Raw genomic sequence first — 19756 nt, forward strand, 5'->3', positions numbered from 1 at the left:
GTTATCAATTTAAGGAGAACTTCTTATGTCCTGGATCATTGGTATTGTATGCTTTCTAGTCATTGTCGGCGCGTTAGCATATTTTAGTGCGCCTGTATGGCTGTGGGCGGTTGGCGTTGCTTTAGCGCTAGCGCTTGTTCATGCCCATTGGCTGGTGTTTTTGCTGGCGTTTGCTGTGTGTGCGATTGCCGGCATCCCTTCGCTACGTAAAAACATTGTCAGTAAGCCTGCGCTGGCTTTTTTCAAAAAAGTACTACCAGAGCTTTCAGAAACTGAGCGTGAAGCGATTGACGCGGGTACCGTTTGGTGGGACGCAGAAGTTTATTCTGGCAAACCCGATTGGGAAAAATTAAGTAATTTTGCTGATCCTAAATTAAGCGAAGAAGAACAAGCGTTTTTAGATGGTCCGGTTGAAGAGCTTTGTGAGATGCTTGATGATTGGGATATCGTGCATAAACGCCGTGATTTACCACCAGAAGTTTGGCAATTTATTCGTGAAAATGGCTTTTTCGCGATGATCATCAAAAAGAAATTTGGTGGGCTTGAATTCTCTAACTATGCGCACGCGAAAGTAGTTGGTAAAGTGGCGAGTCGTTGTGGTACAGCCGCAGTCACTGTTATGGTGCCAAACTCATTAGGCCCAGGCGAATTGCTGCAACATTATGGTACCAAAGAGCAGCAAGATTATTATTTACCGCGTTTGGCGAAAGGCGAAGACATTCCTTGCTTTGCATTGACCAGCCCATATGCAGGTTCTGATGCGGGTGCGATCCCGGATTTTGGTGTGGTAGAGCGCGGTAGCTATACCGATCCTCGCACCGGTGAAAAACATGAAGATGTACTCGGTATTCGCGTATCGTTTGAAAAACGCTGGATGACTTTAGGGCCATTGGCAACTGTCTTTGGTTTGGCGTTTAAACTCAAAGATCCAAACAAACTGTTAGGCGATAAAGAAGATATCGGTATCACCTGTGCGCTGTTGCCTAAAGGTACAGAAGGGCTGTTGCACGAACGTCGCCACTATCCAAACAACTCACCATTTATGAATGGCCCGGTGTGGGGTAAAGACGTTTTCTTCCCAGTCGAGTGGATCATTGGCGGTCAAGAGTTCGCTGGTCAAGGCTGGCGGATGCTGATGGAATGTCTATCAGTAGGCCGTTGTATTTCATTGCCAGCACTGTCTGTCGCTGCAGGTAAAGCATGTAGCTATACCACGGCTGCTTATTCTGGCGTGCGTCACCAGTTCGGTTTGCCAATTGGTAAATTTGAAGGGGTTGACGAGGCGTTAGCGCGCATTGGCGGCTATACCTACCAAATGGAATCAGCGCAGGATTTAGCGATGGTTGGCTTGGATAGCGGTGAGAAGCCGTCAGTCATCTCTGCCATCCTGAAATACCACAACACCGAGCGGATGCGTTATTGCATCAACGACGCGATGGATATCCACGGCGGTCGTGCGGTAGTAACCGGTCCGCGGAATTATTTGGCTTCGGCGTATAACGCGATTCCTGTGGCGATCACGGTTGAAGGCGCGAATATCCTTACCCGTTCGATGATGATCTTTGGCCAAGGGGCATTCCGTTGTCACCGTTATGTACTCGAAGAAATTTATGCAGTTGGTGAGAACGATCTTGACCGCTTTGACAAAGCACTTGCTGGACACATCAAGCAAGTTGGACGTAATAAAGTGCGTAGTCTTGTGCTCGGGGTGACCAATGGTGCGTTTACCAGTGCGCCATCACATGCGGGCAAAATGGCGAAATATTATCGCCAGATCAACCGTCTGTCAGCTGCGTTTGCCTTTACCGGTGAGATCGCGATGGTTAGCCTGGGTGGCTCACTGAAATTCCGTGAGAAACTCTCGGCGCGTTTGGGCGATGCCTTTTCTAACCTCTATATTGCCTCAGCAGTACTCAAGCGCTTCCAGCGCGATGGTTCGCCAGACAGTGATTTGCCATTTGCGCAGTGGGCAGTAGAAAAAGCGCTGTTTGACGCTGAAGATGCGCTTGCTGGCTTTATTGATAACTTACCCGCACGTCCGTTCGCATGGGTGCTCAAAGTAGTGGTGTTCCCATTAGGTCGCCGTTGTAAAGAACCTTCTGATCGCCTAGGCACTAAAGTGACGCGGACGATGATGGAATTTGGCCCAGCGATGGAGCGTTTGACGCGTTATGTGTACGTTTCAAAAGCCGACCCGCGTAACATCAATGAGCCAACAGCGGCGTTGATGCCAGCGTTAAAAGCGATCCGCGCGACCGAAGAAACGGAAAAAACCATCCGTAAAGCAGAGCGTAACGGTGAGCTAACCTCTTACTATCCGGATGTTCGTTTGGATGAGGCCGTGGAGAAAGGCTTGATCAGCGCTGAAGAGCGTGATGCAGCGCGCGAGGCGCGTGAGCTGATGCGTTTGAATATCGTGGTCGATGATTTCGACATGCAGCTTGAAGATTACGACAAAGAATTATTTGACCGCGTGGTCTTCCTCTCTCGTTAATCGTTTCAATCATGGCCCGCGCTCTGCGGGCCATCTTCTAAGGAGTTTATTATGAGTCATAAACCGATTCGCACGGTTGCTGTATTAGGCGCGGGTGTGATGGGCGCACAAATTGCCGCACATTTTGCGAATGCGCACTACCCGGTTAAATTATTCGATTTGGTCGCTAAAGAAGGCGATGATCGTAACGCGATTGTTAATAAAGCACTCAAGCGTTTGAGTAAGCTCAAACCCGCACCATTTGCCGAAGCTGGCGTTGAAGGGCTAATCACCGCGTGTAACTACGAAGATGATTTAGAGCAGCTAAAAGACTGTGATTTAGTGATCGAAGCGATTGCTGAAAAGCTCGAGTGGAAGCGCGATTTATACGAGCGTATTGCCCCAGCTTTACGTGATGATGCGATTTTAGCGACCAACACATCTGGTCTGTCGATTCAAGAGCTGGCCGAAGCGGTTCCTAAAAGTGCGCGTCCGCGTTTTTGCGGGGTGCATTTCTTTAACCCACCGCGCTACATGCATTTAGTCGAGCTGATTCCTTGTAAAGGAACACAAGCAGAGGTGCTCGATCGCCTGGAAACATTTTTGGTTTCTCGCTTAGGTAAAGGCGTGGTTCGCGCGCGCAATACGCCAAACTTTATCGCCAACCGCGTGGGTGTGTTTGCCATGCTGGCCGCTGTAAAACACGCGCAAGCCTTCGGATTAGGTTTTGATGTGGTCGATCAGCTCACTGGTCGCCTGTTGGGTCGCCCGAAATCAGCGACCTTCCGTACTGCTGATGTGGTCGGTCTGGACACCATGGCGCATGTGGTGAACACTAAGAAAGAGCGTTTGCAAGACGATCCGTGGCACGCCCATTATGTGATGCCTGACTATTTGCAAAAATTGATTGATAACGGCGCTCTAGGTCAGAAATCCGGCGCGGGCTTCTACAAGAAGGAAGGCAAAAAAATCAGCCAATTTAACCCTGAAAGCGGCGAGTATGTGCCAGCAGATGGCAAGGCTGACGCAGATGTGGTGGCTATTCTGAAAAATAAAGATGCTGGTGCGCGTTTGGCGGCATTACGCGCCAGTGATCATCCGCAGGCGCAATTTATTTGGGCGTGTCTGCGTGATACCTTCCATTACGCGGCGTATCATCTCGCTGATATTGCCCACTGTGCACGCGATATCGATTTGGCGTTACGTTGGGGCTTTGGCTGGGACGAAGGTCCGTTTGAGACCTGGCAAAAAGCAGGTTGGTCACAAGTTGCCTCTTGGATCAGCGAAGATATTGCTGACGGTAAAGCGCTTGCTGATGCCGCTCTTCCAGCTTGGGTAGAAAAAATCGACGGCGTTCATAGCCCGAAAGGCTCTTATGACGCGGCAAATGATCGCTTCTTGCCACGTAGTGATTTGCCCGTTTATGCACGACAAATTGTGCCAGCGCTGGTTTATGGTGAAGCACAAGGTGGGCTCGGCCATACGGTCACTGAAACCGACACTTTGCGCACCTTTACCTTAGATCATGCCGCCGCTGAGGGCTTATTGGTTGCGTCATTTAAAACCAAAATGCGTACCTGTAGTCACACACTGCTCAAAGATTTGATGGCAGCGATTGATTTGGCAGAGGCTGAGTATGATGGCTTGGTGATCTGGCAAGGCGCTGAAGGGCCATTCTCAGCCGGGGCGGATTTGGCTTCAGTACAAGAAGACGTGCTTTCCGGCAACTTAAGTGCAGCAACCCAGTTTGCTAAAGACTTCCAGCGCACCTCGATGCGTATCCGTAACAGTGGTGTACCGGTGGTTGCTGCTGCCCAAGGCTTAGCGCTTGGTGGCGGCTGTGAATTCTTGATGCATTCAGATCGTGTGGTCGCAGCTCTTGAGAGCTACATTGGTTTGGTGGAAGTCGGTGTGGGCTTATTGCCAGGTGGTGCGGGTACGAAAGAGTTCGCCATGCGCGCAGCAAAGCATGCGCATGGTAACTACGCAGCCGCTTTACGCGATCGCTTCATGACGATTGCCACTGCGAAAGTCAGCACCAGCGCGGTTAATGCCCAAGAGCTGGGTTATCTGAAAGACAGCGATGTGGTGGTGTTTAACGGCTACGAGCTGCTTTATGTTGCGCTCAAACAAGCCGGTGCGTTGGCAAGCGCCTATCGTCCGCCAGTAAGTAAACCGTTTAAAGTCGGCGGACGCAGCACAGCAGCTACCTTCAAAGGTCAGCTGACCAATATGCTTGCTGGGCACATGATCAGTGAATACGACTACGAAATCGCCAGCACTATTGCCGGGATTATGACCGGTGGTGATGTTGATGAGGGCACAAAAGTTAATGAAGATTGGCTATTGCGCATTGAACACGAGGGCTTTATGAAGTTAGTCGCTAACTCGAAAACCCACGAGCGTATTCAGCACATGCTGAAAACCGGTAAACCGTTGCGCAACTAATCGGAGAAAAAGTATGAGTCAAAATGTTTATATTGTTGCTGCTACGCGTACCCCAGTCGGTAAAGCGCCACGCGGCATGTTTAAAAATGTCCGTCCTGATGATTTATTGGTGCATGTGATCCAGTCTGTGCTTGCCCAAGCACCAAGTATTGATCCGGCGCAGATTAGCGATGTGATCACCGGTTGTGCGTTTCCTGAAGCCGAGCAAGGGCTGAATATCGCACGTTACGGCGCACAGCTCGCGGGGTTGCCTGATAGTGTGCCTGGCCTTACCGTGAACCGCTGGTGTGCTTCTGGGTTGAATGCGGTACAGATTGCTGCTGACCGCATTCGCTTAGGTGAAGCCGATGTGATGATCGCCTCAGGGGCAGAATCGATGTCGATGGTGCCGATGATGGGTAATAAAGTCTCGCTGAATCCGAGTATTTTTGATGACGATCATGTGGCGCTCGCCTACGGGATGGGCACAACCGCAGAAAACGTTGCTAAAGAGTGGCAGGTGTCACGCGAAGATCAAGATGCTTTTTCCGTAGAATCACACCGTCGTGCGTTACAGGCGCAAGAAGAAAACCGCTTTGCCGATGAAATCAGCCCGATTGAGGTGACTTATCGTCAGCCTGATTTGGCCAGCGGTGAAGTGCGTACGGTACGTAAAACACTCAGTGTTGATGAGGGTCCACGTTCTGGCACGACTATGGATGTGCTTTCTGGGTTGCGTCCAGTGTTTGATGTTAAAGGTTCAGTGACTGCCGGTAATAGCTCACAAATGTCTGATGGGGCGGGTGCGGTATTATTGGTTTCAGAAAAAGTGCTTAAAGAGCTCAATCTGACGCCACTGGCGCGTTATTGCACTTTTGCTGTTAAAGGGGTGCGTCCGGCAGTGATGGGGATCGGTCCAAAAGAAGCGATTCCTGCAGCGTGTCGACAAGCCGGGATTGCGCAGAATGATCTTCAATGGATTGAGCTCAACGAAGCCTTCGCTGCGCAGTCGGTTGCGGTGATGCGTGATCTGGATTTGGATCCAGCGCGGGTCAATCCAAACGGTGGCGCGATTGCCTTAGGACATCCACTGGGGGCAACCGGTGCGATTCGCACCGCGAGTCTCATTCATGGTATGCGCCAACAAGGCCAATCTGGCTACGGCATGGTGACTATGTGTATCGGTAGCGGTATGGGCGCTGCCGGTGTGTTTGAGGTCTTTTAACCCTCGTTCGAACACAGGCAAAGCCTCACCTTTTGGTGGGGCTTTGTTGTTTTGGGCGAGCGTTGCTGGGTATGTGTTTTGCTGTTGTGGTATTGAGAAATGCTGAAGGTGATTTTCTCGACTATTAAATACTGAGATGGTATAAAAGTGGTTTGGGTTTGATTGGCGAAGATTCGCTAACAGGAGATGAAGATGGATGTAGCAAAGTATGTCGATTATCTGGTCGATTGGCTGGAGCGTGAGCGGCGTGATTTTTACAAAATGGATGGCTATGTGCTCGGCGTTAGTGGGGGCGTCGATTCGGCGGTGGTTGCGCACTTATTAGCGAAAACCGGCGCACCAGTAACGACGTTAATGCTGCCTAGCTCGGTCAGTAGCGATGCTGATGAAGATTATGCGCGCTCAGTGCTTGATCATGCCGGCTTGAGTGGTGATGTGGTTTCGATTGCCCCGATGTATGAGGCGGTGATGGCCTCAGTCGCGCCCTTGCTCGGTGATGAAGAAAAGCGGGTGAATGTCTTGCGTGGGAACCTACAGGCTAGACTGCGTATGATTACCTTATATACCGTGGCGCAAAGCCGCCGCGCAGTAGTGGTCGGTACGGATAACGCGGCAGAGTGGTACACCGGTTATTTCACCAAATACGGCGACGGCGCGGCGGATGTTGTGCCGATGACGCATTTACGCAAAGAACAGGTGTATGAATTGGCGCGCTATCTTGGTGTACCAGAAGGCGTTATCAATAAACCGCCGAGTGCTGGACTATGGCAAGGTCAGACTGACGAAGGTGAAATGGGCGTGACTTACCAAGATTTGGATGCGTTTTTACGCGGTGAATCGGTGAGTGAGGCTGCCGAAGAACGTATCGCATTTTGGCATGACCGTTCCTATCATAAGCGCGAAATGCCACGCACGCCGTTGTCGCCCGATGAGTATTAAGTGCTATCGAGACTATCGGCCGCAGCTTGCGCCGTCGGCTTGGGTGGATGTGCAGGCGTTAGTGGTTGGCCAGGTGAGCCTCGCTGAATCAGTCAGTGTGTGGCCAATGGCGGTTTTGCGTGGCGATGTGGGTAAAATCAGCGTCGGCGCGCGTACGAATATTCAAGATGGTGCGGTGGTGCATGTGACGCACGCCAGTGAGTACATCCCACAAGGTCGCGATACACAGATTGGCGAAGATGTGACAGTAGGCCACAGCGCAGTAATTCACGCGTGCACGATTGGGGACTGTGTGTTGGTCGGGATGAACGCGACCGTGCTTGATGGTGCGGTGGTTGAAGATGAGGTGTTGATTGCTGCGGGCAGTTTGGTTCCACCCGGTAAGCGATTAGCTTCAGGCTGGTTGTATGCGGGTAACCCGGCTAAGCCAATGCGCGAATTAAGCGATGAAGAACGTGAATTTTTGCGCTACAGCGCGGCGCATTACGTGACGCTGGCCGAAGATTATCAGCGTTACAGCGAAGATTGCGCTTAAGTGATGATCAGGTGGTCAGTATTTAAGATAAACAGACGATCACTAACGCTTATCAGACAGGATTTTTGATTTTTATGCGAGGTTTTTTGTGCAAAAACCTTGTAAAAGTTTGCTTTTTTTTTGTGGGTGATTAAAATACGCCGCTTTCCAACCCCTTTTCATTATTTAGAGGATATTGAATGCCAAGTGTAAAAGTACGCGATAACGAACCTTTTGATATTGCCCTGCGCCGTTTTAAGCGCTCTTGCGAGAAAGCTGGTGTATTGGCAGAAGTACGTAGCCGCGAATTCTATGAAAAGCCGACCCAAGAACGTAAGCGTAAATTGGCTGCAGCAGTTAAGCGTAATGCTCGTCGCTTGAAGAAAGAACGCGGTCGTTTCGAGCGTTTGTACTAATCGCCATGGCTATTCGTGACGACCTCAACGCGGCGATTAAGACCACGATGCGTGATAAAAATCGCGACGAATTAAAAACGCTGCGTATGTTGAACGCGGCGTTTAAGCAAATTGAGGTCGATCAGCGGATTACCGTTGACGATGAAATTGCCACACGCGAATGTGTACGCCAGGTTAAGCAGCGCCAAGACGCTGCCAAGCAGTATCATGATGCGGGTCGTGAAGACTTAGCAAGCATTGAAGAGGCAGAAATTGTCGTTATCCAGCGCTTTTTGCCTGAGGCAATGAGCGAGGAAGCGATGCACGCAGCAGTGGATAAAGCATTAGCTGATTCAGGTTTGCCACAGGCAATGTCATCGATGGGGCCGCTAATGGCTACCTTAAAACCGCAGCTTGAAGGTCGGGCGGATATGGCACAAGTTAGCCAATATCTGCGCTCTAAACTGCAAAGCTAGCGAGTTTGGACAACTGAATACGACAGACGCTGCCTTTGGGCGGCGTTTTTGGGTTTGTGCGAAACACGGAGAGAAATGAGTCAATCTATTGCAGCGTCGTTTATTCGAGAACTCAGCGCACGCACCGACTTGGTGGCTTTGATAGGGACTCGTCTCGATTTCCGTAGTCGATCTGGCAAAAACCATTTTGCCAGTTGCCCATTTCATGACGATAAAACGCCGTCTTTCTCAGTGAATGAGGCCGAATCGTTTTATCATTGTTTTAGCTGCAAAAGAAGCGGTGATGCCATCCGTTTTCTCATGGATCACGACCAGTTAACCTTCGTTGAGGCGGTTGAAACGCTGGCACAGTTTAACGGCATGGAAGTGGTTTATGAGCAACACTCGCATAGCCAGCATCCTCCTCGTGATCACGCGCGCCATGATTTAGGGTTGAGTGCCTTGGCCGCTGCTGCTGAATTTTTTCATCAAGCGTTATTCAACGATGAGGCGAGCGCTGCCAGAGCATATTTGCGCGATCGGAATTTGACTAAGTCTATCCTTACGCGCTTTCAAATCGGCTACGCACCATCGGGTAATGCGTTGCTTGCGGCTTTGGGTGGACGTTTTAGTCATGAGGTGTTGCAAGCGACCGGCCTGATTGGTGAGAAAGACGGACGACATTATGACTGGTTTCGTGACCGGATTATTTTCCCGATCCGTAATCCGCGTGGACAAGTGATTGCCTTTGGTGCACGGGCGATGGGCGATGCACAACCTAAATACTTAAACTCATCGGAAAGCGAATGGTTTAATAAGCGTCATGAGCTTTACGGGCTTTATGAGGCGCTGCAACATGGACAACGCGATGTACCGCTGATGGTGACTGAAGGCTATATGGATGTGGTCAAGCTCTCGCAACATGGCATGGAGCAAGCGGTCGCCGCACTAGGCACTGCGATTGGCGATTCGCATATCCAGCAGCTAAAAAAACGCAGTAAAAAGGTGTATTTCTCTTTTGATGGCGACAGCGCCGGGCAAAAAGCGGCAGAAAAAGCGTTAGAGGCGGTGCTGCGTTTACACGATGAAAAGCATCAATGGCGGTTTGTGTTTATGCCGGATGGTGAAGATCCGGATTCGTTGATTGAACGAGATGGGGTTGCTGCGGTGCAGGCGTTGCTCGATAGCAGTTTGACGCCGTCGCAGTTTTTAATTCGTTTGCTTGAGGCGCAAAAGGGTGAGCGCTCAACCGTTGAGGCGGGTGCGGAAGTGGCGGCGTTAGCCAAGCAGTGGTTGGGGTATTTACCTGGCGGGGCGTATCGCGAATTATTAGCTGATGAGTTGGGTAAGCATTTTCAGCTTTCGAGCCGTGCGCTGAATGAAGCTGATGAGGCGAGAACAACAACATTCAGCGCGAAGCCACGACGTCATGCGGAATATGTTAGGGCGAGTGCGCCGCAGCCGATGGATCAGCGTCTTGCTGCGTTGTTATTTGCTTATCCTCAGTGGGCGCTGGAAGTGCGGTTAGCGGATTATTCAGCGCAATTGGCCGCTAGCTTACCGCTAACGATTAAGGCATGTTATAGCGTACAGGCAACAACGCAAGATCAGGCGCAAGAAACGCTTGAGCAATTATTTATTCGTGAAGGTGTGCTGGAGGAGATGCGCGCGCAATGCGATGCTTTAGCGCGTCTGCCGGCAGATACTTTGCACGTGGAATGGCAGGATAGTCTGCGCATGATGAGTCAACGAATGATTGATCAACAGGCAAGACTTGAAAAATTTGGTGGCTAACCGCATATCAGTATGTATAGCCGATGTGTGTTTTGAAATAAAGGATGAACCATGAGCGATTATGATCGTGTACCCGATGAAGAAGATGATGTACAAGAAGAAATAAAGGAACTCATTGAGCGCGGTCGCGAGCAGGGTTTTTTGACCTACGAAGACATCAGCGAAGCGCTGCCAGAGCATGTGCTTGAAGGTGAGAAGCTTGAGGAATTAACCCACTTATTTGGTGAGATGGGGATTGATGTTCTCGATAGCGCGCCGGAAGAAGGCGATGATGTGGTCAGCAGCGAAGATGAAGAAGACGTCCCGGCAAACGTTTTTCTCAATGAAAGCGAAATTGGCCGTACCACTGATCCTGTGCGGATGTATATGCGCGAAATGGGTGCGGTCGATTTGCTCACCCGTGAAGGTGAGATTGCGATCGCCAAGCGCATTGAAGCAGGGCTCAACACCGTACAAATGACTTTGGCAGAATTTCCGCCAGCGATTGCTGCGTTGGTTGATGAATTCGCGAAAATTGAAGCGGGCGAAGGTAAGTTGGCTGATTTGGTCAATGGTTATGGTGACCCGTACGCTGAGCAAGACAATCAACACGACGATAGCAGCGACGATGAGGATGCAGACGTTGATGCTGATGACGACGATGATGATAACAATGCACCACCAGCGCCGAACAGCGCCGAAGAAGCGTTAGCCGAAGCACAAGTGAAAATGGTGGAGCTTTCTAGCATCTTTAAGAAGCTGCAATCCGCACTGAAAAAAGGACAAAAGCTCGATAGCAAAAAGAACAAAGGATTGCATGATGAAATTCGTGTGCACATGGAAGCTTTTTCGTTCCCACAGCGCACGATTGATCTCATGGAAGAGCGCCTCGAAGATCCGATTGAAGAAATCAAAGGGATTGAGCGCCGCTTAATGCGCTGGGTGATTGATCGTGCAGGCATGCCGCGGAAAAGCTTTATTCGCGATTTCCCGGGTCAGGAGACCGATTTGGATTGGGTGGTCAAGCAGAGCAAGATGCGTCGTAAATACGCTGAGCGTTTGAAGACGATGATTGTTGAAGTGCAAGCCGAGCAGGAAAAACTGCAAGAGGTTGAAGAGCGTTTCGGTATGACCATCAGCCAGCTCAAAGAAATTTACCGTCAGCTGACCATCGGTAAGATGCAGGCAAAACGTGCTAAAGAAGAAATGGTCGAGGCGAACCTGCGTTTGGTGATCTCGATTGCGAAAAAATACACCAACCGTGGTTTGCAGTTCTTGGATTTGATTCAAGAAGGTAATATCGGCTTGATGAAAGCGGTTGATAAATTTGAATACCGCCGTGGTTTTAAGTTTTCAACATATGCGACTTGGTGGATTCGTCAGGCGATTACGCGTTCGATTGCTGATCAGGCGCGGACTATTCGTATTCCAGTACATATGATTGAAACGATCAATAAGCTGAACCGTATTTCGCGCAGTCTGGTGCAAAAAAATGGCCGTGATCCAAGTCCGGAAGAGCTGGCCGAAGCAATGGAAATGCCGGAAGATAAAATCCGTAAGGTGTTGAAGATTGCTAAAGAGCCGATTTCGATGGAAACACCAATCGGTGATGATGAAGATTCGCATCTTGGTGATTTCATCGAGGACGCCAACGTGATGTCGCCACTTGATGCCGCGACCACACGTGGCTTGAGCGAAGCGACTAACGATGTGCTGGCCTCATTAACCCCGCGTGAAGAGCGTGTGCTGCGTATGCGTTTTGGTATCGATATGAATACTGACCATACCTTGGAAGAAGTTGGGCGTCAGTTTGATGTGACCCGTGAACGTATTCGACAGATTGAGGCGAAAGCATTGCGTAAATTGCGCCATCCAAACCGCTCAGAGCTGTTGAAGAGCTTTTTAACCGATTAATGGTTGCTAACAGAATTTGCTCGCTTGGGTAAAATTTCTGTTAAGCTTAATCAGGGATAGATTAACCAAAGGAGTGATGCTATGGGTATGTTTGATTTTTTGAAAGACGCTGGCGAAAACGTCATCGAAAAGAAACAACAGCAGATTGCTGAGCAAGATCCGTCACAAAAAGCGGCGAATGCGATTTGTGAGTATATCGAAGAGAAAAATTTAGGCATTGAGAACTTAAAAGTCGCCTTTTCAGCGCAAGATGCTGTGGTGACGCTTAATGGCGATGCACCGAATCAAGACGCCTGTGAAAAAGCAGCGTTAGCAGCAGGCAATATTAAAGGTGTTGCTGGCGTTGAGAACGAATTGAGTGTTGCCGGACAAGCGGCGCAAGCGGCGCGTTTTCATGATGTACAAAGTGGTGAAACGCTTTCTGCGATCGCAAAAAACTACTATGGTAGCTCTAATCAGTACATGAAAATTTTTGAAGCGAATAAGCCGATGTTAAATAGTCCGGATCGCATTTATCCGGGGCAGAAGCTGCGCATTCCAGTATAAGCAACTTATGCATCTGAACTAAAAAACGCTGCCTTGGCAGCGTTTTTTTTTATGCGCTCATAGATGGGCGTTACCAGAATAAAAATGGTAGCGCGAGAAAGATCGGCATAAATAATGCCAAGATCACCATGAAGATTTTCACATTCTTCGGAATGGGTTGTTGGTTTTGAGTCATAGCTCGCCTCTAAGTATAAGATGCCATGAAATATCCGCAGCGAGACCGGCTTACGGACTGAACTCATTATACCCATTTATTTTATTGATAACAATTTTATTATGATTCGATATTTATTTGTTCTAATGTGCTCTTAAATTTTTCAACACACGAAGCGACATTTTGCCATTTGTCGAGTCCAAACAAACCAATACGGAAGGTTTTAAATCCTTCGGGTTCGTTACAGGCCAGTGGTACACCGCCGGCGATTTGCATGCCCTGGTTCTTAAATGCGCTGCCATTGTGAAAATCATCACGTGTGGTATGACAGACGATCACGCCATTAGCTTGCCAGCCGTCTGCTGCGACGCAAGGATAGCCAGCCTCAACCAAGGTGTTGCGGATTTGTGTGCCTAGCTCAATTTGTGCTTCAGATAGCTTGTTTAGGCCATAATCAACCGCTGCCTGCATTTCATCACGACATTGCGCTAAGGCATTGGTTGGCATGGTTGCGTGGTAAGCATGGCCGCCATCGAGGTAGGCGCGCATGATCGTGCGCCATTGTTTGAGGTCGTTGCTGAAAGAATCACTTTCGCTGTTATCGATGGCTTGATTGCCACGCTCGCTGAGCATAACAAAACCGGCGCATGGCGGTGCGCTCCAGCCTTTTTGTGGCGCAGAGATCAAAATATCCACCCCGGTTTGTTGCATATTGACCCAGTTCGCACCCGAGGCAATACAATCGAGTACGAATAAGCCATTATTATCATGCGCTGCTTTAGCTACAGCGCGGATATATTCTTCAGGCAAGCGAATGCCAGAGGAGGTTTCGATATGTGGGGCAAAAATAAGATCAGGTTTATGCTCGCTGATATAGCTGAGCACATCTTCTAAAGGGTGGGGTTGCCACGTAGATTGTAGGTTGGCTGGATCTTCGGGATAAGCGGTGAGGACATCGATATCGTGACTGATCGCGCCACGCTCGAGGATTTGAGTCCAGCGATAGCTAAACCAGCCGTTGCGCAAAATAAGGATTTTTTTATCACGTGCTATTTGCCTTGCCACCGATTCCATCGCGTAACTGCCGCCGCCAGGGATAATCACCGCTTGTTCGGCTTGATAGGTGGCGGTTAAAATCTGGTTCAGGTCGCACATGACTTGTTGGAAAGCAACCGACATATGGTTTAAGCCGCGCTCGGTATACACAACCGAATATTCAGCAAGATGATTTGATGGCATGGTAAGTCCTTACATTAGCTAATGATTGACTCATCATAACCATGGGCGCAAAGATGAACAAGCCTTATTCATTCATTGCTTTCAAGAAGTTGCCAGATTAGGTATGATTAGATGCTAAGCTTTAGCAGAAGTTGTATTAAAGCGCTTAAGTAAGGTATTCACTAGATGGCGTTTTCGTCAAAATATGCCTTGCATTTATCACGTAATCGCTGTATGATTCGCCCTCTTTTATGAGTCTGGGCGCGCGATGCGTCTGTTTTTTGGAGAAAATCATGTTTGCAGTTATCGAAACCGGCGGTAAACAATATAAAGTAAAGCCAGGGCAACGTTTGCGCGTGGAAACTCTCAAAGGTGAGGCTGGCGACAGCATTTCTTTTGATAAGGTATTGTTGATCGCAGCAGGGGAAAACGAAGTTAGCGTTGGTGCGCCTTATTTAGAAGGTAAAGCCGTGAGCGCGACCATTACCGAGCACGGTCGTGGGGAAAAAGTCAAAATCATTAAATTCCGTCGTCGTAAACATTCTATGAAGCGACAAGGTCACCGTCAGAACTACACTGAAGTAGTGATTGATGCGATCGACGGTCAAAAGTAATTAAGGAGACGAGTCATGGCACATAAGAAAGCTGGGGGTTCCAGTCGTAACGGTCGCGATTCACAGTCCAAGCGTTTGGGCGTTAAGTGTTTCGGCGGCGAACAAGTCAGCGCAGGCAGCATCCTCGTACGCCAACGTGGCACCCCATTTAACGCGGGTGACAACGTCGGTTTAGGACGCGATCACACCTTGTTTGCTAAGAAAGATGGCAAAGTGGTGTTTTCAACCCGCGGACCAAAAAACCGTACCTTTGTCAGCATCGAGCCAGTAGAAGCTTAAGCTTCGGCGGCGATGCGATAAGAACCCCGCCTGCGAGCGGGGTTTTTGTTTTTGGGGTGCAAGCGCTTTTGCCTTAACGAACGCGCAATACGTTGCCCGAAACAATCCCTATAAAATACAATACACACACTAACGCCAAGAGAGACTACTGGCGATGAACGGAGAATACCATGAAGTTTGTTGATGAAGCGTTGATTAACGTTCGTGCCGGAAAAGGCGGTAATGGCGTGGTGAGTTTTCGTCGCGAAAAATATGTGGAGTTTGGCGGCCCTGATGGCGGCGACGGTGGTGATGGTGGTAGCGTTTACCTACGTGCGATCGATGGCGCGAATACGCTGGCCGATTTCCGCTTTGTCCGTCAATTTCAGGCTGAAAACGGTCAGCCGGGTGAAGGGCGTAATAAACGCGGTAAAAGCGGTGAAGATTTATTTATTGATGTGCCGGTTGGTACCCAGGTTTTTGTTGAGGAAACCGATGAGCTGATTGGCGATTTGACCGCTGATGGTGAGACCTTGCTTGTGGCGCAGGGCGGGTTCCATGGCTTGGGTAACACCCGCTATAAAAGTTCGACTAATCGTGCGCCGCGGCAATCGAAGCCGGGGTCGATGGGTGAGGAGCGTGAGCTGCGCTTAGAGCTCAAATTACTCGCTGATGTAGGCTTGCTCGGGATGCCGAATGCCGGTAAATCGACGTTAATTAGTCGGGTCTCAGCGGCAAAACCGAAAATTGCCAATTATCCGTTTACCACACTCTATCCTAATTTAGGCGTGGTGCGGGTTGGCATGCTGCAGAGTTTTGTGATGGCCGATATCCCGGGGTTGATTGAGGGGGCAGCAGAAGGTGCTGGCTTGGGGCATCAATTTCTCAAGCATCTATCGCGCACCCGCCTGCTTTTACACATGCTCGACTGTTCGCCGATGAGTGATTCGGGGGATCCGGTGGCGGATTTTGCCCAGGTGAGCGAAGAGCTGACAAAATATAACGATATCTTTGCCGATAAACCGCGCTGGTTGGTGCTCAATAAAATGGATACGATGAGCGAAGAAGATCAGCAGGCGAAAGCGCAAGAAATTGTGAGGGCTATTGATTGGCAAGGTCCGGTGTATCGAATTTCAGCTCAAGCCGGGATTGGCACAGAAACCTTGTGTCACGACATTATGCAAACGCTGGAGCAGATGGATGACGATGCCGACTTTTGAGCGTGCGATACTCGCTGATTGCGAGCGCTGGGTGATCAAAATTGGCAGTGCGATGCTCACCGGTGGTGGGGCAGATATCGATGCAGAAGCGCTTCGTGATTGGACCGCGCAGATGGCCGCACTACAACAAGCTGGTAAACAGATTGTCGTGGTCTCATCAGGTGCGATTGCAGTCGGTATGCATCAGCTTGGCTGGACAGAGCGTCCTACAGAGCTAAGCGCGTTACAAACTGCCGCTGCGGTAGGGCAAATGCGCTTGAGCCATGCCTGGCAAGAAGCCTTCGCCGCCCACGGGATTACCGTTGCCCAAGTGTTGCTCACCCATGATGACGCCGCTGACCGTAAACGCTACCTCAATATTCGCTCGAGTTTGCAGGCGATGTGCCGTTTAGGGATTGTGCCGGTGGTCAATGAAAACGACACGGTGTCTTATGAAGAAATTCGCTTTGGCGATAACGATAACCTTGGCGCAATGGTGGCGAATATCACTGGCGCAGGTGCGTATCTGATGCTAACCGATCAACAAGGTATGTATGATAAACACCCGGGTGAGCATGCCGATGCCAAATTGATAGAGCAAGCAGCGGCCAATGATCCCGCGTTGCTGTCGATGGCAGGTAAACGTGGTGGTGCGTTGGGTTCCGGGGGGATGTATACAAAAGTGCTCGCTGCACAAAAAGCCGCACATTCTGGCACCCATTCGTTACTCGCCCATGGTCGTGAGCCTCGGGTGATTGAGCGCCTTGCTCACGGCGAATCAATCGGTACCTGTTTTGTCGCGCCCGCTAATCCGCAGCAGGCGCGTAAGCAGTGGTTGGGTAGTCAATTGCAGGTGCAAGGAACGCTCTGTTTGGATGATGGCGCAGTTAGCGCACTGCGTCGAGGCGGGAAGAGTTTACTCGCGGTTGGCGTGCGCTCAGTGCGTGGTGATTTTGCCCGTGGCGCGTTGGTTGAATGCGTGGATCAAGAAGGTCATGCGGTCGCTAGAGGATTGATTAATTATAACGCTGAAGACGCTTCTGCTTTGCTTGGCAAACACAGCCATGAGCTCAGCGATAAGCTTGTTCATGGTCAGGCGCTGATTCATCGTGATAATTTGGTGGTGTTATGAAGCAATATGCAGAAGGATTGATTTTAGTTAGCGTCTTAGCGATTGGTTCGATGATTGCTGCGCCGATTATTGGTCATTCACTCAGTCCACTATTGCTGGCGATTGTTGTGGGTATGGTGTTAGGTAATACCTTCTATCCACGTTATGCCACGCGCTGTGAGGCTGGGGTGACGCTGGCCAAATCGCGTATTTTGCGCTTGGCAATCATCCTCTATGGGTTTCGCCTGACCTTTGCTGAGGTGGCGCATTTAGGCGCGGCGGTCTTATTGCTTGATGTAATCATGGTCTTTTCAACGTTTATGTTAGCGCTGTGGTTGGGACGTCGGCTGTTTGGTTTGGACCGCGATAGTGCGATGTTGATCGGTGCTGGGGCGTCGATTTGTGGCGCTGCAGCGGTACTTGCGGTTGAACCACTGCTTAAATCGCCCGCATATAAGGTATCTGTCGCGGTGGCGACTGTGGTGCTGTTTGGCACGATTGCGATGTTGGTGTATCCGCTGATGTATTCGCTGGGTTGGTTGCCGTTTTCAGCCGATGTGTTTGGTGTGTATATCGGGGCGTCGGTGCATGAGGTGGCGCAAGTCGTCGCTGCAGGCGGTGTGGTTTCACCGGAAGTTGCTGATACGGCAGTGTTAACCAAAATGACGCGCGTGATGTTGCTGGCGCCATTTTTACTGTTTTTATCGTGGATGCTAGCACGCGCTGATGGACATGACGCCAAAAAGCGCCATATTGCGGTGCCGTGGTTTGCGCTGTGGTTTTTAGTAATGATAGGGGTGCATTCACTAGGCATTCTACCGCAGTGGTTGGTCGATGCTCTGGTGTGGATAGACACGCTCTTACTGACTATGGCTATGGCCGCACTCGGTTTGACCACGCGCTTTAAAGAAATGGCTGGTGTGGGCGCTGCACCCTTTGCCTTAGCGCTGAGTTTGTTTGCGTGGCTGGTCATTGGTGGGGGATTACTGACTTGGCTACTGGTCTAGAAGCATTCTGGCTGGCGTTAGGGGTATCAGCGAATATCCTGACGCCCATTCTCGGGCTGATCGCTTTTGGCTGGTGGTTAAAACGACGCGGTGAGCTGGAACACAACCTAGTCATGGGGCTTAACCAGCTGGTCTATCGTTACGCCTTACCGGGGCTGCTCTTTTTTAGTATTACCGGTTCTGAGGTTAGTATTGCCTCACAATGGCGGGTGATCGCCAGTGGTTATCTGGGGGTTTTAGGGCTTTATTTTCTCGCTTCTTGGTGGGCAAAAGGGCGTTACGCAAGCGCAGCCGATCGTGGGGTGTTTGTACAAGGGGTGTTTCGCGGTAATTTGGCGATTATCGGCCTGGCGTTATGCGGTGCGGTCTATGGAGACTATGGGCAAACGGTTGGTGCGATTGCTGCCGGCAGTATTGCTTTGCTGCTCAATATTTTAGCGGTCTTTACCTTGACTCAGGTTGACGGGCAAAAACTGCATTGGACGGTATGGCTGGCGCGGATATTGCGTAATCCATTGGTGATTGCCATATTGGCGGCGGCTGTGGTGAAAATGTTCTCGATACCCATTCCAGAGATGGTACAACGCTTCGGAGATTATGCCATTCGGGTGACGCTACCGCTGGCGCTCTTGTGTATCGGTGCGACGTTCAATCCACGTGGCGTGTTGGGGGCTGATCGCATGGCGTATTCGGCAAGCGCCGGGCGGATGTTCTTATCGCCGCTGTTGTTTGTCGTGCTCGGGGCGCTATTTGGCTTGCGTGGGCAGGATCTGGGTATTTTGTTTATTCTTGGCGCTGCACCTGCTGCAACCGCCGGTTATGTGATGGCCAAAGCAATGGGGGGTAATGATGTCGCAGCCGCGAATATTATCGCGATTACCACCGCTGGATCACTGGTGCTGATGGCGCCGGTGATTGCTTTATTTCAAGTCTTAGGGTGGATATAGCTAGCGCGCTTTTCTTGGGTAAGGAAGCGCACGGACATCACAAAGCCGCGCTTTGATCTCTGACCATGACCACAAGCTAAATTGTGGGTGTGCGTCAATGCCTACATCCATTGCAGCGCCTGAGATATTGACATTACCATGGGTGTGGCCATGCAATTGCCAACTGCCACGCTGTGCACCGCGCCATTGTGCGATTGGGTAATGAAACATCACCACATCATGGCCTTCAATTCTTTCTTCATGATAGGGCTTGATCCAGTGAAAGCGCTCACGCAAGTAGGGATCAGCAATCAATTCATCATCATGATTGCCGGCGACCAGACACAACTCACCATTAAGTTCGGCCAGTAAACGAAAGGTTTCGGCAAGCCCGCCAAAAGACACATCGCCCAAATGATACACACGGTCTTCTTTGCCGACCAAAGCATTCCATTGTGCGATCATCGCTTGATTCATGCTGTGAACATCGCGGAAGGGACGTTCGCTGTATTGAATGATATTGCGGTGAAAAAAATGGGTGTCCGCAGTAAAAAAATAACGCACGTCTAAGCCTTGTTGTTCAGTAATGCACCCATCATAACACGCTT

At 50.1% G+C, this 19756-nt stretch carries 18 protein-coding genes; 16 read left to right on the forward strand and 2 right to left on the reverse strand.

Going from position 1 to position 19756, the window contains the following annotated elements:
- Window positions 1-25 precede the first annotated feature (25 nt).
- The 10 genes from L0B52_RS08350 to lysM all read left to right on the forward strand — a co-directional run bounded on the left by L0B52_RS08350 (window position 26) and on the right by lysM (window position 12661).
- Window positions 26-2494, forward strand: a complete 2469-nt coding sequence (locus L0B52_RS08350; protein WP_235064267.1) for an acyl-CoA dehydrogenase — start codon at window positions 26-28, stop codon at window positions 2492-2494.
- A 51-nt stretch (window positions 2495-2545) separates the two neighbouring features.
- Window positions 2546-4921 carry a 3-hydroxyacyl-CoA dehydrogenase/enoyl-CoA hydratase family protein gene (locus L0B52_RS08355; RefSeq protein WP_235064268.1) on the forward strand — a complete coding sequence of 792 codons (2376 nt, stop codon included), beginning with the start codon at window positions 2546-2548 and terminating at the stop codon, window positions 4919-4921.
- A 13-nt stretch (window positions 4922-4934) separates the two neighbouring features.
- On the forward strand, window positions 4935-6125 hold the full coding sequence (locus L0B52_RS08360; RefSeq protein ID WP_235064269.1) for an acetyl-CoA C-acyltransferase: 1191 nt from the start codon (window positions 4935-4937) through the stop codon (window positions 6123-6125).
- Between the two features lie 192 nt (window positions 6126-6317).
- Complete coding sequence (gene nadE, locus L0B52_RS08365) at window positions 6318-7064, forward strand: NAD(+) synthase (RefSeq protein ID WP_235064270.1); 747 nt, start codon at window positions 6318-6320, stop codon at window positions 7062-7064.
- Complete coding sequence (locus L0B52_RS08370) at window positions 7054-7599, forward strand: gamma carbonic anhydrase family protein (RefSeq protein WP_235064271.1); 546 nt, start codon at window positions 7054-7056, stop codon at window positions 7597-7599. The genes nadE and L0B52_RS08370 overlap by 11 nt, the downstream gene beginning before the upstream one ends.
- A gap of 179 nt (window positions 7600-7778) precedes the next feature.
- The gene (gene rpsU, locus L0B52_RS08375) at window positions 7779-7994 is read left to right on the forward strand and encodes a 30S ribosomal protein S21 (protein WP_235064272.1); all 216 of its coding nucleotides are present in this window, start codon (window positions 7779-7781) and stop codon (window positions 7992-7994) included.
- A 5-nt stretch (window positions 7995-7999) separates the two neighbouring features.
- A complete protein-coding gene (locus L0B52_RS08380; RefSeq protein WP_235064273.1) occupies window positions 8000-8449 on the forward strand; it encodes a GatB/YqeY domain-containing protein in 450 nt (149 codons plus the stop codon).
- 75 nt (window positions 8450-8524) lie between these two features.
- Window positions 8525-10222, forward strand: coding sequence for a DNA primase (gene dnaG / locus L0B52_RS08385; RefSeq protein WP_235064274.1), 1698 nt, complete (start codon window positions 8525-8527; stop codon window positions 10220-10222).
- Between the two features lie 51 nt (window positions 10223-10273).
- Window positions 10274-12115 carry an RNA polymerase sigma factor RpoD gene (gene rpoD / locus L0B52_RS08390; RefSeq protein WP_235064275.1) on the forward strand — a complete coding sequence of 614 codons (1842 nt, stop codon included), beginning with the start codon at window positions 10274-10276 and terminating at the stop codon, window positions 12113-12115.
- An 81-nt stretch (window positions 12116-12196) separates the two neighbouring features.
- Window positions 12197-12661: a peptidoglycan-binding protein LysM gene (gene lysM / locus L0B52_RS08395; RefSeq protein WP_235064276.1), complete on the forward strand. Its 465-nt coding sequence runs from the start codon at window positions 12197-12199 to the stop codon at window positions 12659-12661.
- A gap of 274 nt (window positions 12662-12935) precedes the next feature.
- On the opposite strand, the gene L0B52_RS08400 is transcribed toward lysM, so the two are convergent.
- Window positions 12936-14054: an aminotransferase class V-fold PLP-dependent enzyme gene (locus tag L0B52_RS08400; RefSeq protein ID WP_235064277.1), complete on the reverse strand. Its 1119-nt coding sequence runs from the start codon at window positions 14052-14054 to the stop codon at window positions 12936-12938.
- A 272-nt stretch (window positions 14055-14326) separates the two neighbouring features.
- On the opposite strand from L0B52_RS08400, the gene rplU reads away from it, so the two are divergent.
- The 6 genes from rplU to L0B52_RS08430 all read left to right on the forward strand — a co-directional run bounded on the left by rplU (window position 14327) and on the right by L0B52_RS08430 (window position 19169).
- Window positions 14327-14647 (forward strand): 50S ribosomal protein L21, encoded by a 321-nt coding sequence (gene rplU / locus L0B52_RS08405; RefSeq protein ID WP_235064278.1) that lies wholly within the window; start codon window positions 14327-14329, stop codon window positions 14645-14647.
- Window positions 14648-14662: 15 nt separating this feature from the next.
- Window positions 14663-14926: a 50S ribosomal protein L27 gene (rpmA, locus tag L0B52_RS08410; RefSeq protein ID WP_235064279.1), complete on the forward strand. Its 264-nt coding sequence runs from the start codon at window positions 14663-14665 to the stop codon at window positions 14924-14926.
- 170 nt (window positions 14927-15096) lie between these two features.
- The gene (gene cgtA / locus L0B52_RS08415; protein WP_235064280.1) at window positions 15097-16125 is read left to right on the forward strand and encodes an Obg family GTPase CgtA; all 1029 of its coding nucleotides are present in this window, start codon (window positions 15097-15099) and stop codon (window positions 16123-16125) included.
- Window positions 16112-17236, forward strand: a complete 1125-nt coding sequence (gene proB, locus L0B52_RS08420; protein ID WP_409202340.1) for a glutamate 5-kinase — start codon at window positions 16112-16114, stop codon at window positions 17234-17236. The genes cgtA and proB overlap by 14 nt, the downstream gene beginning before the upstream one ends.
- Complete coding sequence (locus L0B52_RS08425) at window positions 17233-18222, forward strand: YeiH family protein (RefSeq protein WP_235064282.1); 990 nt, start codon at window positions 17233-17235, stop codon at window positions 18220-18222. The genes proB and L0B52_RS08425 overlap by 4 nt, the downstream gene beginning before the upstream one ends.
- A complete protein-coding gene (locus L0B52_RS08430) occupies window positions 18207-19169 on the forward strand; it encodes an AEC family transporter (RefSeq protein ID WP_235064283.1) in 963 nt (320 codons plus the stop codon). Before L0B52_RS08425 ends, L0B52_RS08430 begins: the two co-directional genes overlap by 16 nt.
- Here L0B52_RS08430 and L0B52_RS08435 read toward each other — a convergent pair whose 3' ends face one another.
- Window positions 19170-19712: a metallophosphoesterase family protein gene (locus L0B52_RS08435; RefSeq protein WP_235064284.1), complete on the reverse strand. Its 543-nt coding sequence runs from the start codon at window positions 19710-19712 to the stop codon at window positions 19170-19172.
- Window positions 19713-19756 lie beyond the last annotated feature (44 nt).

It is taken from the genome of Suttonella sp. R2A3 (genome assembly GCF_021513215.1).
In the GTDB taxonomy this organism is placed as follows: domain Bacteria; phylum Pseudomonadota; class Gammaproteobacteria; order Cardiobacteriales; family Cardiobacteriaceae; genus JAHUUI01.

What these genes read in the sequence shown, in the direction of transcription:
- L0B52_RS08350 (WP_235064267.1), top strand. Translation starts at nt 26, where the DNA reads ATGTCCTGGATCATTGGTATTGTATGCTTTCTAGTCATTGTCGGCGCG.
- L0B52_RS08355 (WP_235064268.1), top strand. Translation starts at nt 2,546, where the DNA reads ATGAGTCATAAACCGATTCGCACGGTTGCTGTATTAGGCGCGGGTGTG.
- L0B52_RS08360 (WP_235064269.1), top strand. Translation starts at nt 4,935, where the DNA reads ATGAGTCAAAATGTTTATATTGTTGCTGCTACGCGTACCCCAGTCGGT.
- nadE (WP_235064270.1), top strand. Translation starts at nt 6,318, where the DNA reads ATGGATGTAGCAAAGTATGTCGATTATCTGGTCGATTGGCTGGAGCGT.
- L0B52_RS08370 (WP_235064271.1), top strand. Translation starts at nt 7,054, where the DNA reads ATGAGTATTAAGTGCTATCGAGACTATCGGCCGCAGCTTGCGCCGTCG.
- rpsU (WP_235064272.1), top strand. Translation starts at nt 7,779, where the DNA reads ATGCCAAGTGTAAAAGTACGCGATAACGAACCTTTTGATATTGCCCTG.
- L0B52_RS08380 (WP_235064273.1), top strand. Translation starts at nt 8,000, where the DNA reads ATGGCTATTCGTGACGACCTCAACGCGGCGATTAAGACCACGATGCGT.
- dnaG (WP_235064274.1), top strand. Translation starts at nt 8,525, where the DNA reads ATGAGTCAATCTATTGCAGCGTCGTTTATTCGAGAACTCAGCGCACGC.
- rpoD (WP_235064275.1), top strand. Translation starts at nt 10,274, where the DNA reads ATGAGCGATTATGATCGTGTACCCGATGAAGAAGATGATGTACAAGAA.
- lysM (WP_235064276.1), top strand. Translation starts at nt 12,197, where the DNA reads ATGGGTATGTTTGATTTTTTGAAAGACGCTGGCGAAAACGTCATCGAA.
- L0B52_RS08400 (WP_235064277.1), bottom strand. Translation starts at nt 14,054, where the DNA reads ATGCCATCAAATCATCTTGCTGAATATTCGGTTGTGTATACCGAGCGC.
- rplU (WP_235064278.1), top strand. Translation starts at nt 14,327, where the DNA reads ATGTTTGCAGTTATCGAAACCGGCGGTAAACAATATAAAGTAAAGCCA.
- rpmA (WP_235064279.1), top strand. Translation starts at nt 14,663, where the DNA reads ATGGCACATAAGAAAGCTGGGGGTTCCAGTCGTAACGGTCGCGATTCA.
- cgtA (WP_235064280.1), top strand. Translation starts at nt 15,097, where the DNA reads ATGAAGTTTGTTGATGAAGCGTTGATTAACGTTCGTGCCGGAAAAGGC.
- proB (WP_409202340.1), top strand. Translation starts at nt 16,112, where the DNA reads ATGCCGACTTTTGAGCGTGCGATACTCGCTGATTGCGAGCGCTGGGTG.
- L0B52_RS08425 (WP_235064282.1), top strand. Translation starts at nt 17,233, where the DNA reads ATGAAGCAATATGCAGAAGGATTGATTTTAGTTAGCGTCTTAGCGATT.